A 17403-nucleotide genomic window follows, 5' to 3' on the forward strand; every position below is an offset into this window, starting at 1 on the left:
CTATCTTGGAGCAGGCGGCCTGGAGGAGGTTTTCTTTTTTTTCATGATTGAAACGGTTAAGAATGAATCAAAAAATTACCGCTTTTGGGCTGCTTATCGGAGAAACTACCGCAGGTTTAGTGCAACATTGCATTTATGGCAAGGCGGGCAGACGTGCTAAATTGAACTTTCGTGCTTTTTATGAACGTTAATAAGTAGGGCAACAGTAGTGCTATTTAATCCCGCCCTGCATAAAAGCATTTACGTTAGCGCCAATGCCGCGACAGACGACCTGACGAACAAAATGGATAACGAACAAGCGAAGCTGAAAATATTAGAATTGTTTAATGAGACGGAAAAACTAATTCCAAAGGACAACGTGCCTAATCTTGACCCGATTGACGGATTTCCAGACATATCACAATGGCATTCATTTGAGAATGATATTTGGAAAAAAGGTGAGACCATTAGGCAATTGCTTAAGGAGCACAAGACATTGTCTCATGACAAAAATATAATCGAAAATATTCTTTCAATTTGTTTAAACAGAAATGCAAAGCGAGGTCGACAATCATTTATAATGCTTTTGTGGAGCAAGAATTATGCGGAATATGCAGACAAACTTGTGAGCCAAATTGATGACAAATTTGTTTACGGACATATCATAGAAGGATTAAACAAAATGAAGTCGCCTTATTATTTGAAACAGGTTCGACCATTTTGCTCAGACAAGACTACTTGGATTAGGAAACAAGCTAAAAAATATATTGACCAGCATGACAAATAACTTAGTTTTGAAGACCGACACGAATGGCACAGGTGCTAACAACTAAGCTTTCGTTGCGTGCGGAGCACAGCTTGCCCGCCGGCGGCGGGAACAACGAAACCGCTGTTGCACTGCCTGTCCCGTCTTTTTCGGGAAAGCCGGTGAGGTGCCTATGGGGATTGAGGCGGGATTTCAGTTGGATTTGTAGGTCCTCTCAGCTGAAAAAGTTTCTTCAGAATTGTTCAATATGTTTAAAAAGTCATCCAATCAAAGCATTTACTGCCCTTCCAGACCTGATTTGGATGGGCTTTTTTGTGGCCGGGACATAGCTTCGTAAGGTCTAGTCCGCGATAGCAATCGGAAGCATCTACACCTTTCTGTTTTTTCGAATTTTTAATTCAAGATACCTTGAGTTGGTTGTTGGTATTTTTCTCTCATCTCGCTCTAGTCTGTCTTCATAGCCTTTGGGATATCCTTCTGATATCTTCCCGCATTTCCCCACAATACCCGACACCCCATGTGGGATAATACCCGAATTTCCAGTAGTTTGAGTTCAGATTAATTCCCCGATGAAGTCCCGAGTTCTGTCTTTGCTTAGCCTACTTTTGCTTTTGTTTTCCTGCGGCCCAGAGTTGCCGGAGGAGGTGCAGTTGGCCTATGAGGAACTCCCCGAGCAGCTTGATTTCAACATTCACGTCAAGCCGATCTTGTCGGACAAGTGCTTCGCCTGTCACGGACCTGACCTCGCCGCACAGAAGGCCGGTCTCAGCCTGCATGCGCCCGAGATGGCTTTCGCAGAGCTGAAAGAATCACCGGGCAAAGTGGCCATCAAGCCCGGCAGCCTGCGAAATAGCGAGCTTTTCCATAGGATCGTGTCCGAGGATCCCGAATACCGGATGCCTTCCGAAGAGTCCAATCTGACGCTCAGTCCGAGGGAAAAGGCGATCCTGATCAAATGGATCGAGGACGGAGCGGAGTACAAAAAGCACTGGGCTTTTATCCCGCCCCAGGCCGTGGAGTTGCCGCAGGTGGAGCAGGAGTCCTGGGTCAAAAATGAAATTGACCACTTTGTCCTGGCCAAGCTGGAGGCCGAGGGGATCCAGCCTTCGCCCGAAGCGGACAAGGAACTCCTCCTGAGAAGGCTGAGTCTCGATCTAACGGGCTTGCCGCCAAGCTTGGAGGAAATAGACGCCTTTCTGGCCGATCCCTCCGCGGACGCCTACGAAAAGCAGGTGGATAGATTGCTCGACTCCCCGCACTATGGGGAAAAGATGGCCATGCATTGGATGGATATCGCGCGCTTTGCCGATACCCACGGCTACACGGTGGATCGCTACCGGGACGCTTCGCCCTACCGGGATTGGGTGATCGATGCCTTCAACCGAAACCTTCCCTATGACCAGTTTATCACAGACCAGCTCGCCGGGGACCTGCTGCCCAATCCCTCCAAGGAGCAGCTGATCGCCACGGCTTTCAACCGTATCCATCCCCAAAATATGGAAGGGGGAATCGTGGAGGAGGAGTTTCGCGTGGAGTACGTGGTGGATCGCACGAGTACCATGGGGCAGGCGTTTATGGCGCTGACCTTGGGCTGCGCGCGCTGCCACGACCACAAGTACGACCCCATTTCCCAAAAGAACTTCTTTGAGCTGAGCAGCTTTTTCAACCAAGTGGATGAGGCGGGACAGATTTCCTGGGACGATGCCATGCCGGCTCCGACTATGCTTTTGACCGACGAGGAGAAAGACCGGATGCTGGCCTACCTGCTTTCGCAGAAAGAAAAAGGAGAGGCCGAACTGGCCCAAGTGGCGGAAGAGGAGGAGGCTGCTTTTGGACACTGGCTGGCGACGAAGGCCTATCAGAAAGAAGCTTCGCGCGAGGCTCCAGCTAGCAGGGTTGCCTTTTATTCTTTTAACCAAAGCACGATCCAAAACCAGCTCCGTCCCTTCCAGAAGGGCTCAATGGAAAGCAGCGAGGTGAAAAACCAGCCGCCCTCCTATGAGGCGGGGTACAGGGGAAAGGGCGTCAGGCTCAACGGGGATATGTGGCTGAACCTGGGCGGAAGCGGGGTGTTTTCCAAGAGCGAGCCTTTCTCGGTCAGCATTTGGGTCAAGATTCCCAAGTCCCTGACCCACGGAGCGATCTTTCACAAGGGGTCGGGTGCGGTGCTTTACAATTGGCGGGGCTATCATCTGAGCTTAAAGGACAACCGACTTGAATTGCTGATGGCCCACACCGCTCCCTACAATGCCATCACCAAAGTCACCACGCAGGACATTCCCCGGGATCAGTGGATCAATCTCACGATGACCTATGACGGGTCGTCCAAAGCAAAGGGATTGCGGGTGTTCCTCGACGGTGCCGAGATGCCGACCGAGACCACACACGACAACCTCTACAAGGATATTCTTTTCAAGGGGGCGCAACCTGGATTGCAGGTGGGCGCGGTATGGAGGGGAAAGGGCCTGAAGGATGCCTTGGTGGATGAAGTGGCTGTTTACGACAGGGAGCTTTCTCTTTTGGAAGTCAAGGGGATAGTTGATCCGACCGGGTTGAAGGCTGTCCTCGAAAAGCCGAGGAAAAATTGGTCAGCTTCCGAAAGGGAAAGCCTGAAGCACCTCTTTCTCAACAACCACTCTCCCGCCTATCGCGACAAACTGCAATCGGTGATCGCGACCCGGAAGGCCTACGCGGACTCGGTAGAGCGAATTCCTGAGATGATGGTCATGCAGGACATGCCCAAAAAGCGTCCGACCTATGTCCTTACTCGCGGAGAGTACAATCTACACGGGCAGGAGGTCTTTCCCAATACGCCCGAAAGTGTGCTTCCCATGGACTCAAAACTTCCCAAGAACCGACTCGGGCTGGCGCAGTGGCTTTGTGATCCGCAGAATCCCCTGACCGCCAGAGTGGCCGTCAACCGATTTTGGCAAAACTACTTTGGGAGCGGGCTAGTCGCCACTTCGGGGGATTTTGGAAACCAAGGACAGCTGCCTTCGCATCCGGAGCTGCTGGACTGGCTTGCACTGGAGTTTCAGCGTTCGGGCTGGGATGTGAAAGCCATGCAGCGCCTGATTTTGACTTCAGCCACCTACCGCCAAGCCTCTGGCAGGAGGGCGGACCTAGAGGAAATGGATCCGCAAAACACCTTGTTGGCCAGAGGGCCGGTGGTACGACTTTCTGGAGAATTGATCAGGGACAATGCGCTGGCCGCTTCGGGCCTGCTGAATTCGGAGATAGGCGGGAAGAGTGTCTTTCCCTATCAGCCGGAAGGACTCTGGAAGGTAAACGGTGCCAACTATGTGCAGGGCAAGGGCAAAAACCTCTACAGACGGAGCATGTACACCGTCTGGAAACGCTCAGTGCACCATCCGACCCTGGCGATTTTCGACGCCCCGGACCATAGCGTATCGGTGAGCAGGCGGCAGGAGACCAACACGCCGCTTCAGGCTTTGGCTCTGCTGAATGATCCCACTTTCGTGGAAGTCTCTAGGGTGCTGGGAGAGCAGATGCTGTCTTACCCGGAAATTTCGGTGGCGATAGCCGCCACCTTTCGCAAGCTGACCGGAAGAAAACCCAATCCCAAGGAACTGGAAATCCTGCTGGGCCTCCGGGAAAGCGAGTTTCGAAAATTCAGCTCAGACGACGAGAAGCTAAAAGGCTGGCTTGAAACGGGGGAATACCGGGTGGATCCGAAATTGGACCTGGTCCAAGTAGCCGCCAATGCCGTCACCGCCAGCGCAATCATCAACTCAGACGCAGCCATAACCAAAAGATAGCATGAGCCATCACCACGACGCCCCCCTGAGATCCACCAACCGGGACCTACAGGAGATTGAAAAGAAAATGGACCGAAGGAGGTTTCTTACCAAGACTTCCCTCGGGATCGGCTCTTTGGCCCTGGGATCGCTGATGGGAGTGGAGAAGATTTTCGCGAAAATCCCACAAGGCGCTACCCCGCCCTTGGAGTCCAGCAATGGGCTCGGCGGATTGCCGCACTTCATGCCGAAGGCCAAGCGGATCATCTACCTTTTCCAGAGCGGTGGGCCTTCCCAATTGGACCTCTTTGACTACAAGCCCAGGCTGGTGGATCTCCATGGGCAAGAGCTTCCGGATTCGGTCCGAGACGGACAGAGGCTTACCGGGATGAGTGCAGACCAGAGTTCCTTTCCGATGACGGCTTCGGCCTTTAAGTTTCAGCAATATGGACAAAGCCGGGCTTGGGTAAGTGAGCTGATGCCCCACACGGCCGAGCTGGTGGATGAACTCTGTTTTATCAAAAGCATGCAAACCGGACAAATCAACCACGACCCGGCGATTACCTTTTTTCAGACCGGCCACCAGCTCCCCGGCAGGCCCTCGATGGGCGCTTGGCTCAGCTATGGCCTAGGTTCGGACAACCAAAACCTGCCCTCCTTCATCGTTTTGGTTTCCAAAGATGCGGTGCAAGACCAGCCGCTTTACGCGAGGCTCTGGGGAAATGGTTTTTTGCCCTCCCAGCACCAGGGAATCCAGTTTCGCTCCGGCAAAGATCCCGTGCTTTACCTCGGAAATCCGGAAAACTACGACGGGCAGGACAGGAGGGAGATGCTTGACTACCTCAAGTCCCTCAACCAGGCCCAATTTGATACGTATGGAGACCCGGAGATTTCCGCCCGCATCGCCCAGTACGAGATGGCCTTCCGCATGCAGACCTCGGTGCCCGAGGTGACGGACATGTCCTCGGAGCCCGATTGGGTGTATGAGATGTATGGGGAGGAAAGCCGCGATCCCGGAACGTACGCGGCCAATTGTCTATTGGCGAGAAAACTGGTGGAGAAGGACGTCAAGTTTGTCCAGCTCTACCATCAAGGCTGGGACCAGCACGGCAACCTGCCCGGCGGCATCAAAAAGCAGTGCCAAAAGACCGACCGAGCTACCGCAGCGCTTATCCGTGACCTCAGACAGCGGGGGCTTCTGGAGGATACGCTGGTGGTATGGGGTGGTGAGTTTGGGCGCACGGTTTACAGTCAGGGGACGCTTTCTCCGGACAATTACGGCAGGGACCATCATCCGCGCTCCTTTACCAAGTGGATGTGCGGAGCGGGAGTGAAGCCTGGCTTCAGCTATGGCGAGACCGATGATTTCGGCTACAACGTGGTCAAAGATCCCGTCCACGTCCACGATCTACAGGCGACCATCATGCATCTCTTTGGCATAGACCACGAGAAACTCACCTACAAGCATCAGGGGAGGAGGTTTAGGCTGACCGATGTGGAAGGGAATGTGGTCAAGGGGATTTTGAGCTAACGGGAAAGATGGAAGACTTGGGTATTTTTATCGGCCGATTTCATCCCGTTTGGGTTCATTTGCCCATAGGCTTTTTGGTGCTCGCGGTACTGCTGAAGGGATATGTCACGCTGCGCAAAAAGCCAACACTTGGCGACGCGGTGAGTTTTTCCCTCCTTTTGGGTGTAGGGAGTTCTTTGGTTGCGGCCGTCCTGGGCTTGCTTCTTTCCCGATCCGGTGGCTACGAGGGAGAGCTTTTGGATTTTCATCTGGCGGCGGGCTGGGTCACGGTGTTGTTGTCCGCCCTTGCCTGGTGGACGGATCGGCAGCAAAAGCGGTTTTGCCCGGCGCTGAATTACGCACTTTTAGCCGGGATGATGGTGTCGCTGGTCCTCACGGGACATTTTGGCGGCAGTCTCACCCACGGGGAAGATTTCCTGACTGCTTATGCGCCTTTTGCTCCAGGAGGAGGGGAAAGTTCCGGCCGGGTCTTGGCTAGCATCGAAGAGGCGGAGGTATTCGGGGATGTGGTTCAACCCATTTTGAAACGCAAGTGCCAAAGCTGCCATCGAGCGGGCAAGTCGAAGGCAGGATTGGATATGAGCTCCTACGAATCGCTTTTGAAAGGCGGAGAAGGCGGGCCTGTGATCTTGCCCTCAGATGCGGAAAAGAGCGAGCTGATCCGCCGTGTGATGCTGCCCGAGGACCACGAGGATTTTATGCCTGCCGAGGGAAAAAAGCCACTTACGGCCGAGGAAATCCAACTGATCACTTGGTGGATTGCCGAGGGGAATACCGACCCGAAGATCCTTCTGAGCGAGGCGGATGAGGATCTGATCGCCTGGGCTAGGCCGCAGCTCAACATACAGGGAGAGGAGGTGCCGGAAGTTGCGCGGATCGACACCCTACAGCTGAGGGCCCTGGAGCAGATGGGGTTCCGCATTCGGGTACTTTCCATTGAGACCGGAGCCTTGGATGTGGTGCTGCCTGAGGGCAGGACGCAGGGGCAAGCGGCGGGGCTTTTGGAGGCGCTGATGCCGATCAAAGACCAGATTTGGTGGCTAAGTCTCGCTGGCACGGGAGTCGGCGATGCAGAGATGGGCCTGACAGCCCAGTTTTCCAATCTCCAGAGACTGAGGATAGAAAACAATCCCGTCACGGACGCCGGGATTTCCGAGCTAAGAGTCCTTTCCCGGTTGGAAGTTTTGAACCTAAACGGGACGGCTGTCAATTCGCAAGGGCTGGAGGCTGTCGCGGAAATCAAGAGCTTGAAAGCGCTTTATCTTTGGAACACTTCCGTGAATCCCGCCAACGAGCAGGTCGCGAAAATGAGGGCAAGAGAGGTGAAAGTGGTTTTTGGGAGTTGAGCGGAAGGCCGATTTTACTATTAAAAACATTCAAGTAGGTGGAAAGCCAAATCGAAATATATCAAGGAAGTGACGGTCAGACTCAGTTGGAGGTGAAGTTTGATCAGGAGACGGTATGGCTTTCCCAGGAACAACTCGTTACACTTTTTCAAAGAGATCAATCAGTCATCTCAAGACATCTGAGTAAGATCTTCAAGGAAGGAGAGTTGGATGAAAAAAGCAATATGCAAAAAATGCATATTCCATCGTCCGACAAGCCGGTTGCGTTCTATAATCTCGAAGTGATCATTTCGGTAGGCTATCGAGTCAAATCAGTCCAAGGCACCCAATTCCGAATTTGGGCTACCCAGCGGCTCAAAGACTTTCTAGTGCAAGGCTATTTGATCAATGAAAAGAGATTGGCGCAAAAGCAACAGGAAGTACAGGCACTGAAAGAGGGAATTCGAATTTTAAGCCGGGCGATCGAACTGAAAGCGCAGGATCAAGACTTGGATTGGCTTAGTCACTTTGCAAAAGGGCTGGAGCTGCTGGACGACTACGATCATGAAAACCTTGACAAAGCCGGATTAAGCAAAAAAGAGGCGGTTTATCCTTCAATGGCCGATTACCAAAAGGTGATCTCGGCAATGAGATCAGATTTTGATATTTGGGCTGGAAAAGGACGGGAGCTTTGAGAGTGCTGTTTCACAGATAGGTAAAGGATTTGAAGGGGAAGATTTCTATTCTACCATTGAAGAAAAGGCTGCCACGCTTTTGTACCTGATCGTAAAGAATCATGGTTTTGTGGATGGCAACAAGCGGATAGCCGCAGCCTGCTTTCTGCTCTTTTTGCAATCAAATGGCCTATTGCAGAACAGCGAAGGATATTCGATTATGAGCAATGATGCATTGGCCAGCTTAACTTTATTTATTGCATCGAGCAAACCTGAAGAGATGGAAACGGTGAAAAAATTGGTAATCAGCGTGCTAAACAGAAACCGGCAATGATGTCAGGGGAAAGTAATAGGCATGTTTTCGGGTAAGGTTTATGCCAAATGATCGAAGGGATTTTCTGAAGAAGTCGAGTCTAGCTGGTGTCGGCCTGATGGGAGGGGGACTTTTTGATCTTCCATCCCAAGGTGCCGCGCCTTTTCCCCCATTTCCTATGCCACAAGAACTAAATCTGATCGGGGCCTACGGCCCCTGGGCCAAGGGCCTGCATCTGGAAAGCTTGCCAAGCTTTTCCTTCCGAAACGAGCGATTTTCAGATATCGATTCTTGGAGGCTGGAGGCCAGAAATCTCGTGTCTGCGAGAATGGCTGCGCTGGATCTGGGCGCAGTCCCGGAGGTGACTGTCCACCGCAGCGGTGTGTACGAGGGTGTCTCTTTTGAAGAGATCAGCTATCAATTGCCCTACGGGATGCCCACCAAGGCAGTCATCCTGAAGCCCGAAAACGCGAAAGGGAAGCTCCCGGGCATCTTGGGCTTGCATTGCCATGGCGGCAACAAATTTCTCGGTTTGGATAAGATCAGCCGCACCCGCTCGGATGTTCCAGGCTATGTGCAGACCCACCATGACACCTATTACGAAGGCCGGGCTTGGGCCAATGAAGTGGCCAAGCAAGGCTACGTGATGATGGTCCACGACGCTTTTGCCTTTGGCAGTAGAAGGGTAAGGGTGGAGGATGTGCCGCCCGTGATCAGAAGGGGCATCACGGATTTCAGTCTCGATACCATCGAGCAGATCGATGCCTACAATGACTGGGCTTCGGACCACGAGCACATTTTGGCCAAGTCCCTCTTTTCCGCCGGTACCAGCTGGCCGGCCGTGTTTTTTTCCGAAGACCAGATGGCCTTGAGTATTTTGGCCGCAAGATCCGATGTGGACGCGTCCCGGCTCGGCTGCGCCGGGCTCTCCGGCGGCGGGCTCAGGACGGTGATGCTGGGAGGGCTAGACCCGAGGATAGCCTGTGCGGTTGCAGTTGGCTTTATGACGACTTGGACTGACCTGCTGCTATACAAGTCTTACACGCATACTTGGATGAGTTACGTGCCTGCTCTGCCACAGGAACTCGATTTTCCCGAGATCCTCGGCATTCGTGCGCCCTTGCCGACCCTGGTGCTAAATGACATCGAAGACCAGCCTTTCACCCTCTCGGAAATGGAAAAGGCGGACAAAATTCTCCAGGAAGTCTATGCCAAAGCTGGTGCCTCAGACCGGTACCGCTGCAGTTTCCACCCCGGTCCACATAAGTTTGACAAGGCTATGCAAACAGAGGCTTTTGGCTGGTTTGACCAGTGGTTGAAGGGGTAATGCAGTAGGCGGGGAGCAGTTTGCAGTGAGCGGCAGTCTGCCTACTGCCCACTGCAAACTGATTTACTGAAATCTTCACTCCACCCGTTTGTTAGTCTTCAGGTATCCCATGAGATCCACTATTTCCTCTTGGCTTAGGTTTTCAAAAAGGCCTGTTGGCATCATGGAAACGTCGGTTTCCTCTCGGGATAGGATTCCCGATTTGTTGATCAGGACTTGGTCTTGGCCGACGATTCGGAGGGTGACTTGGCGCTCGTTTTCGCCGATGATGTTTCCCGAGTAGGTTCTTCCGTCCCGGGTATTGATCACGACCATTTTGTAGTCGTCTTGGATCTCAAAGCTGGGCTCCAGCACATTCATCAGGATGTACTCCGGATCGGTGCGGTTGGAGCCGGTCAAGTCCGGCCCGATGACGCCACCTTCTCCATACATCTTGTGGCAGCTGCCGCAGGACTTGGCAAAGACCGTCTTTCCCGTTTTCAGGTCTGCCGAGTTCAGCGCGTTTGAGGTCAGCATCGCGCGGTACTTGTCGTAGGCGGCCTGATTGCTGGGCACGGACTCAATAGGGCCCCAAACTTCGATAAATCCGCTTCCCACCACGCGAAGCAGCTGCCGGGCTACACTTGCGGGAACTTCCGATTTGGAAATCTTTTGACTCTTGAGCTGCTGGGTGAGCATATTGCCATAGCGCGCACGGGAGGACAGGGTTTGCATGGCTTCGAGTTTTTCCTCTGGAGAAAGTTTGGGATAGCTTTCCAAAAGCAGTCTCCCCAAAGCCTCACTGTCAAATGCGGCGATGGAGCGGATAGCCTCCTGTCTCATCGCAGGTTCCTGGAGCAAGGCTGGGAGTTCCGCGGCAAGGGCTTTTTGCTGCTGCGCGGTGAGCGTCTGAAGGGCTTTTTTGCGCTGGTCGAGGGGGAGGCTTTTGTTTTTCAGCGTAGCCAATGCCCGCTGGGTAGCTTCGGCATCGCCAAAAAGTGCCGAGATCTCCATGGCCAACCTCTGCTTTTTGCTGCCGGATTTGCCTACTTTTTCGGAGACTGTTTTCCAATTCGATGGCATTTTCAGATCGGTTCGGCCTTCCATTCCGCTGAGCATTCCGGCCAGCATCAGTTCGGTGTTTGGGCCGTTTTTCCCGATTGCCGCAACGAGCTTTTCCAGCTCGTTTCCATCCACCGTCCTTCTGGCGATGTTTTGGGTCACAAAGCCAAGCTGGGAGCTGGGGGCCAACTCCAGGAATCGGTCGGTATTTTCCGCGAAAAGCGGTTCAATTCCATACCAAAGCATTTTAGGGAGATTGTGGTCTTTTTCATCCTCCCCGTGGCGCAAAAGACTGGAGGCCAGTGCCCATTTTTCCTCCGTCGGAACCCGCTGCACGGCTGCCGCCAGATAAAGCCGCACAACCGGGGAGGAGTCGTCCTTGGCCATGGAGCGAAACTTGGCCAAGGCTTCTGCCGACGGCTTCCTATCCTCGCAGAGCAGTTGGATCGCCCAGGCGCGGACGTAGGCATCCTGGTCGGAAAGGGAGGCGATGAGCTCTTTTTCCGAAAATCCCCCAGTCTGGTGCAGTGCCCACATGGCGCGGAGCCTCCAGTTGGGGTTGCGGTCTTTCTGAAAGATCGCTTTGAGCGAAGCGTTGGTTTCAGCGTGAAGTTGGCTGTTTGTCGCTCTTTTGTGGAGAATCCCCCGGGCTCGACGGGCATGCCAATCAGAGGGGTTGGTTTGGAGTGCGACGAGTTGGGCGTCGGTCATTTTGTTCAGATCGGTGTAGCGCCCAGGAAAGTCTTTGGCCAAGCTCTTTTCGGGCATGATCCGGAAGATCCTGCCGGTTTCCTCGTTTAGAACCTCCTTGCCGCAGATGTCCGCATCATGCCAATCGAGGGCGTAGAGGCCTCCATCGGGGCCAATTTCCATACTGAAGCCCACCCATTGGGCATTGTTTGCCATGAGAAATTCATCACCGTGCTTGCCTTCGAAGCCGGAGCCTTTTGGGATCAAAATGTCGGACAAGACGCCATGCTCGTGGATGTTGGCCATGAAAATGCGGCCTTGTTCCTCCTGGGGAAAAGCGTCGGACTGGTAGACCCTCGCACCGCCGTGGGCTGAGCGGTGGCTATGGTTGGCGATGGTCTTGATGTCCTCATACACGTAGGGATTGAAGTGCTGCCCGCCCTGGCGATGGTAGATCCCGCCGGGGACGACGTGCCAAAGATGGGGAATGACGCAGGCACTCATGAAGAGTTGGCCTTTGGCGTCGTAGTCTATGCCCCAAGGATTGCTAAAGCCATGAGCCACCACCTCAAAGCGGTCTTTGACCGGATGGTAGCGCCACACGCCGCCATTGATGTCCACGCCTTCTTTTTCCAAAAGATCCTCCGGAAAAGGGTCCTTGTGGTAATAAAGCTTGCTGGCTTCCTCACCCTTGGGCTTTCGGATTTTGGAAGGCGTGGCAAAGCCCTGCAAGCCGTAAAGCCATCCGTCCGGGCCCCAGTGGAGGCTGTTGAGCGTTTCGTGGCGGTCGCGGATTCCCCAGCCGGTGAGCAGAATCTGGATGTCGTCTAGGTCGGCTTTGTCGTCTTGGTTTTTGTCTGGGATAAAAATCAGGTTGGGCGGCGCTCCAATGAAAACCCCGTCAAAACCTACCGCAAGCGCTGCTGGAAAGGCCAGTCCTTCCATGAAGACCGTATGCTTGTCCGCCGCGCCATCCCCATCGCTGTCCTCAAGGATGAGGATTCGGCTTTCGCCGGAGTTGGAAAAGCCGTCGCCTCGGGACTCGTAGTCCTTGTTTTCAGCGATCCAAAGCCTTCCCCGATCATCCCAGCAAAAGGCCATGGGTTGGGTCATCATAGGCTCAGCGGCCCAGACGTTTACTTTATAGCCAGGTTTGATGGTCATCGCTTCGACTGCTTCCTGGGCGGTGAGAAATTTTGCGTTTCGCCCCTCTTCCTGGGCTATACCCCAGAGTTCCGTCGTGTTGTACATGCCTTCCCTGCCTGAGAATTTGCCCCAAGACTCGGTCAAATCCAGATCGTTCAGCTCGCCGGGATACACGAGCAGGCGGAGCTTGATGGTTTCGGTCTTTCCTTTTTCGATTTGCAAATCCCCTTCCCGGGTAAAGGCCGGGCCCAAGCCGAGCTGCCCGTCCACCCGCCACTTGTTGGGGTAGCCCCGATTTTCCGGATGGTCAAAGATCGCCACATTGATGCGGTCATCCCGACCTTCGACGGTCATGCCGACATTGACCCACATGGCAGGCTGTCCCTCGGCCTGTTCGTTTTTTTGGCGGGCGGCATTGATGATCTCCCCGTCGATTCCCTCTTTCCAGGGCATTCGGAGGAAAAGGCTCCCGTAGTCGTACTGCCCGATGGTCACGTCTGTTTTCGCTTCGCCTTTCCACTCCAGATCCAAGAGATATTCCCCCTCGATCTCGCTCAGGCTCCAGTTTTGGGTCTCTTCCAAAACCGGATTGCCCAAGGAATCCAACAGCTGGTAGATGGTCTGCCATTTCACCTGCTCTCCGGATGCCTCGATGATGTTCAGCGCGACTTTTTTCCAATAGTCTCCTTGGGGATTGTGAAAATAATCCCTGCCATTGACCCTGGTCAAGCCCCAGTAGAGGCCAGTCTGATGCTTGTGATGGCCGGGGCTGTATTCGGTGAGAATGCCCTTGCCGTCAGGCGGGATGATGGGATGGAGGTAGGGGCGAAAATCCTCTTTGGCGTTTTGGACGAGGATGGGCTTGGCTTCTCCTTCCCGTAGAACCGAGATAGTGCCTTCCGCGTTGTTTTGGACGAGTTGGAGGCGGGTGGGCTGGGAGGATTCGCTATCCACGCCGGAGATCTTCGGCTTGCAGGCAAAAGAAAGGATGAGAACGATCAGGTAAAAAAGGCTGGGGCTTCGAAAGGACAGCATCGGGTCAAGGTTTTTTGGGTTGGGGTTCCGCCTGGCGCTCCAGCCGGATCTGTTCCATAATATAGTGAAAGTGGCTTGGTAATCAGTAGGGTAGCGGCGAGGCTTGTCGCTGTGGAGCCTTTTCCCTTGTATAAAGTTCTTCAAAAAGGGCAGACTAGAGTTTTTCGAGGGACTCCAAAATAGTCGAGGCGTTCCGAAGAATAGGGTCTGTTTCGACGGGAAAGTTTTAGAAAGAAAAGTACGTTTGAGGCTTTTAACATTTTTATGCAACTCGAGGGCTTGCAGATCTGTTATTTTTCGTAATATTCCTTGGATTTCAAGACTATGAATAAGCGGATTCCTTTCGGTATTCTTTTAAGCACCTGGATGCTGGGCTTGTTGTTCGTTTTGATGCTCCCAGGTTCGGTCGAGGCGGCCCCTCTGCCTAACGGCAAATCCCAACTGCAGGCAGCCAAGGTTTTGGTCTCCGATTTGGGCAGCCTGCCCGAGAGCCCCTCCCTAGAGTTTGACCTGAAATACTTCCTCTCTTCCGCGCTTTGTTCCGAACAGTCCCTGTTTTGGAAATCGGCCGGCGCGGGGACGCGGGAGTCAAGCTACAATACCCTTCCACTTTTTGACGTGAAGCAGACCTTCCGTCATTTCTTCTTTACCTGGTAGTCCGGACGGTTTTGGGTTCTATTCCCCTTTCGTTCAACAATTTTCACTACTAACATCCCTAATCATGGAAATGAATTTCCCCGGAGGCCTGTGGCTTCCCTTGACCGCCATCGTGGTGGTCAGCCTGCCTTTTATCGTCCATCTTATCCAATCCCGCCGCCAGGAAAAAAGCGGTTTGGAATCCTTCCAGGAGTTTTCCTCGACCAGAAAACTTGTCCTGGACAAAGTCCAACGCTGGAGAAACCACTACCTACTGGGCTTGGACCTCAAGCAAAACATGCTGGTCTATTGTCGGTTTGGCTACTATCCGGCCCAGATGACCATATCCCTTGACGAGGTCGACCATACTTCCCTCGACGCCCACTACGAGGAGGTCGCGATGGGCAAGTCAAAGCTGAAAAAACTGGAGTATCTCGACATCCTGCTGCACTACAAGGACAGCAGGAAGCCCGCGAAAAGCATCACCATCTTTGACCAAAGACAAATCCGAACCATGACTGATGAACTCTTCATCGCGGAAAACTGGGTTTTGACACTGAATAGGCATTTGAAGTCCTCCGAAGACAATTCCGGACTTCGGCTGGCAATGTAAGTTTGGGCTGGTTTTCTAGTTTACGTGATTATCCACAATCTTGCCAGTAAGCGAATTTGCTTCTTCAATCGGGTCGGATACTTCGACTTCGCTCAGTACAGGCGACCGATGACCGATGACCGAAGTAGGGCAAAGCTCCAATTTTAGCGTTCATTCGGATTGTCAGGACTGCCTACTGGCATAAAAGCGGATAATCATATTAGTTTATATGGGGCTTGCTTCTGGTGAGCCCCATTTTCTTTTTTTAAAAAAAAGAGGCCAATCCTAGTTGGGATTGGCCTGATGCTTATCGTGCGACTTTCCGACTACAGCAGTGGATCACCGCCTCGGCGATAGTCTGATTGTCTGTCGCCGCGATGGTCTTTTTCCAAAAAGCCATCACCAAAGGAGCGGTCGCGGATACGATCCGTCTCCAAGTCAAAGCGGTCTTCGTCGCTGTAATACCTTCTGTTGGCGTAGTCGTAGCGGCCGTAGAGGCTGCGCGGCTCCTCTGCATAGTAGGTTCTCATGGTGTGGATAAACTCCGCCTGCGGGCCAGTCGGCCAGTTTTCGCTGTCAAAGCCCGGAGCGTTCTGAAGCGTCTCTTTAGTCTCCTTGACGGTAATGACGTCTTCCTGCGCAGTGTGGAAGTTGAAAGACTCCATGGGCAAAGCCAAAAGCTTGGAGCCCAAGTTGAGGAAGCCTTCATCCACCTTCAAGACCACGTAGTCCACTTGTCCGGTGGCGGTGTTGATCATAAACTCCTTGATGGAGCCGACAGATTCGTCTCTTGCTGTTTTCACCTTGCTGGACATGGCAGTCGAGCAGCTGATTTGATTTGAAGTGATCATGGTAATAGTTGGTTAAGTGAGTAAATTATTCATACTCATTCATCCCAGTTCTGTGCCACGAAGCATATCGTCCTTCAGGCCGGGTATAGGCAGGTTTGCATTTTTTTGGCTGTGGTAGGCTTCCACTATCCGTGGAATCCCATGCCGATCCTCGACCGTCCATCGAGCTCGGAAAGGCGGAAGTGACCGCGCTTGATTTCCGATTGAGCGTTTTTCGGGGAGAAAAAAAACTCCGGTCACCGGACCGGAGCTTTTATCAGTGCAAAACCATTTTGGATAATCTTTCGCCTCGGGGACTTATTTCTCCCACCAAACCTTGGTGTTGATGTCGTCCCCGCCCATTCGGGCGACGGCGTCCTTGTAGTTGTCGGGGTTGTTGATCTGCACGGAGACAGGGTATTCGTAGCGTACCGGCATGGTCTGGTTGTTTTGCATTCCCGCGTTTTTGGGAAGCACGGGTAGGCCCGTTCTGCGGTACTCAAACCACTGCTGGGTGTCGTTGAAGTACAAGGCGATGTACTTCTGTAGCATGATCCGCTCCAGGGTGCCGTCGTAGGCGGCGGCCGGATTGGCAAAGTAGGTCGGCGTGATGGTCACGTTCCACTGCTCCATGGCCGCTTTGACCGCCTTTTCGTAGTGGGTCTTGGCATCGGAGGCGATATAGCCGCGCTGCGCCAGCTCAGCTTTGATAAACTCCACCTCGGCGTAGGTCAAGATCAGGGAGATCATCGGGGCCTGCACCAGGGCGATGTTGTGGTTGCTTGGGACAAACTTAAACTGTGTCTCGTTACCCTCGTAGCCGCTTGGAATGCCCTTGTAGCCTATCGTGGTGGTGCCATTTTGCTCCCTGGCCAAGGTCATGAATTTTGGCCTTCTCGGGTCTTCCAGCGCATTCAGCTGATCGCAAAAAAACTCGGAGATGGAGCGGAAGGTCGTGAAGTCTATCGCGCGGCCCCAGGGAGAAAGGTTGGGGGTCACTCCCGTGATCTGCAGGATGCCGGACTCCGCCGTGGTCGTAAATACCGGATAGGTCGCCGGATCGTTGGCCATGGTCGCCAGCTTGGAGAAGGCGTTGACCTCGGTTCTTTTGGATACGCGGAGCAGCAGTCGCATGTGGAGGGAGTTGGTGAATTTCCGCCACTTTTTCACGTCATTTTTGAAGAGGATGTCCTCTCCGTAGATCATCGCCTTGGTGTCGTCGTAGAGCCTGTTGGCGCGCTCCAGATCGGTAAAAATCTGGGTGTACACCTGCTCTTGGGTGTTGAACTTGGGCTGGAAGATCCCGTCTTCCCCGCGGCTGGCCTCGTCCATCGGGATGTCGCCAAAGCTGTCCGTGAGCTGGCTCAGTGTCCAAGCTCTGAGGGTCAGTGCGATTGCCTCATAGTTGGGATCGGCATTGGCGATGGCAGAGGCTTCCATTTCCTTGATGTTGACCAGCCATTTGAAATGGTTGTTCCAGGTGGAGTTGCCGGTAGATTCCGTGAGCTCATAGCGGTGGATGCCGCCGTTGGCGCTGGGGAATGGGAGCGCCACCTGCATGATCTGGAAGGTAAAGGCATCCGCGCGGTCGGTGTTGAAGCTGGCGATGCCGTAGATGATCGGGTTGAGCAGGGTGCCCGGGCTGATCTGGTCGATCCGGTTGGGGTCGGTGTTGATTTCCTCAAAATCTTCCGTACAGGAGGCGGTCGCCCAGGCCAGGCTGCCGATCAGGAGTATTGCTAGATATTTTTTCATGATAG

Annotated in this window: 12 protein-coding genes; 9 read left to right on the forward strand and 3 right to left on the reverse strand. The window is 53.4% G+C overall.

Annotated elements, in window-relative coordinates:
* The first annotated feature begins 283 nt into the window (after positions 1 to 283).
* The 7 genes from J0A68_RS12680 (at position 284) to J0A68_RS12710 (ending at position 9673) form a co-directional block, all read left to right on the forward strand.
* Positions 284 to 766, forward strand: coding sequence for a hypothetical protein (locus J0A68_RS12680; protein ID WP_206578588.1), 483 nt, complete (start codon positions 284 to 286; stop codon positions 764 to 766).
* Between the two features lie 548 nt (positions 767 to 1314).
* On the forward strand, positions 1315 to 4524 hold the full coding sequence (locus tag J0A68_RS12685; RefSeq protein ID WP_206578589.1) for a DUF1553 domain-containing protein: 3210 nt from the start codon (positions 1315 to 1317) through the stop codon (positions 4522 to 4524).
* A gap of 1 nt (position 4525) precedes the next feature.
* Complete coding sequence (locus tag J0A68_RS12690) at positions 4526 to 6034, forward strand: DUF1501 domain-containing protein (protein WP_206578590.1); 1509 nt, start codon at positions 4526 to 4528, stop codon at positions 6032 to 6034.
* Positions 6035 to 6042: 8 nt separating this feature from the next.
* On the forward strand, positions 6043 to 7380 hold the full coding sequence (locus J0A68_RS12695; protein ID WP_206578591.1) for a DUF2231 domain-containing protein: 1338 nt from the start codon (positions 6043 to 6045) through the stop codon (positions 7378 to 7380).
* A gap of 38 nt (positions 7381 to 7418) precedes the next feature.
* Entirely contained in the window at positions 7419 to 8054 is a 636-nt protein-coding gene (locus J0A68_RS12700; protein WP_206578592.1) for a virulence RhuM family protein, read from the forward strand.
* Positions 8020 to 8367: a type II toxin-antitoxin system death-on-curing family toxin gene (locus tag J0A68_RS12705; protein WP_206578593.1), complete on the forward strand. Its 348-nt coding sequence runs from the start codon at positions 8020 to 8022 to the stop codon at positions 8365 to 8367. The genes J0A68_RS12700 and J0A68_RS12705 overlap by 35 nt, the downstream gene beginning before the upstream one ends.
* A gap of 157 nt (positions 8368 to 8524) precedes the next feature.
* Positions 8525 to 9673, forward strand: coding sequence for a dienelactone hydrolase family protein (locus J0A68_RS12710; RefSeq protein WP_236025583.1), 1149 nt, complete (start codon positions 8525 to 8527; stop codon positions 9671 to 9673).
* Between the two features lie 75 nt (positions 9674 to 9748).
* On the opposite strand, the gene J0A68_RS12715 is transcribed toward J0A68_RS12710, so the two are convergent.
* Positions 9749 to 13585 carry a PVC-type heme-binding CxxCH protein gene (locus J0A68_RS12715; RefSeq protein ID WP_206578595.1) on the reverse strand — a complete coding sequence of 1279 codons (3837 nt, stop codon included), beginning with the start codon at positions 13583 to 13585 and terminating at the stop codon, positions 9749 to 9751.
* Between the two features lie 324 nt (positions 13586 to 13909).
* Here J0A68_RS12715 and J0A68_RS12720 point away from each other — a divergent pair, with 324 nt between their 5' ends.
* Together J0A68_RS12720 and J0A68_RS12725 are read left to right on the forward strand one after the other, a co-directional pair.
* Positions 13910 to 14242, forward strand: coding sequence for a hypothetical protein (locus tag J0A68_RS12720; RefSeq protein WP_206578596.1), 333 nt, complete (start codon positions 13910 to 13912; stop codon positions 14240 to 14242).
* A 64-nt stretch (positions 14243 to 14306) separates the two neighbouring features.
* Complete coding sequence (locus J0A68_RS12725; protein ID WP_206578597.1) at positions 14307 to 14834, forward strand: hypothetical protein; 528 nt, start codon at positions 14307 to 14309, stop codon at positions 14832 to 14834.
* 305 nt (positions 14835 to 15139) lie between these two features.
* Here the strand turns inward: J0A68_RS12725 and J0A68_RS12730 are convergent, their stop codons facing one another.
* On the reverse strand, positions 15140 to 15664 hold the full coding sequence (locus J0A68_RS12730; protein ID WP_206578598.1) for a PRC-barrel domain-containing protein: 525 nt from the start codon (positions 15662 to 15664) through the stop codon (positions 15140 to 15142).
* 297 nt (positions 15665 to 15961) lie between these two features.
* Positions 15962 to 17398, reverse strand: a complete 1437-nt coding sequence (locus J0A68_RS12735; protein WP_206578599.1) for a SusD/RagB family nutrient-binding outer membrane lipoprotein — start codon at positions 17396 to 17398, stop codon at positions 15962 to 15964.
* Between the last annotated feature and the right edge of the window lie 5 nt (positions 17399 to 17403).

It is taken from the genome of Algoriphagus oliviformis (assembly GCF_017254915.1).
Lineage (GTDB): Bacteria > Bacteroidota > Bacteroidia > Cytophagales > Cyclobacteriaceae > Algoriphagus > Algoriphagus oliviformis.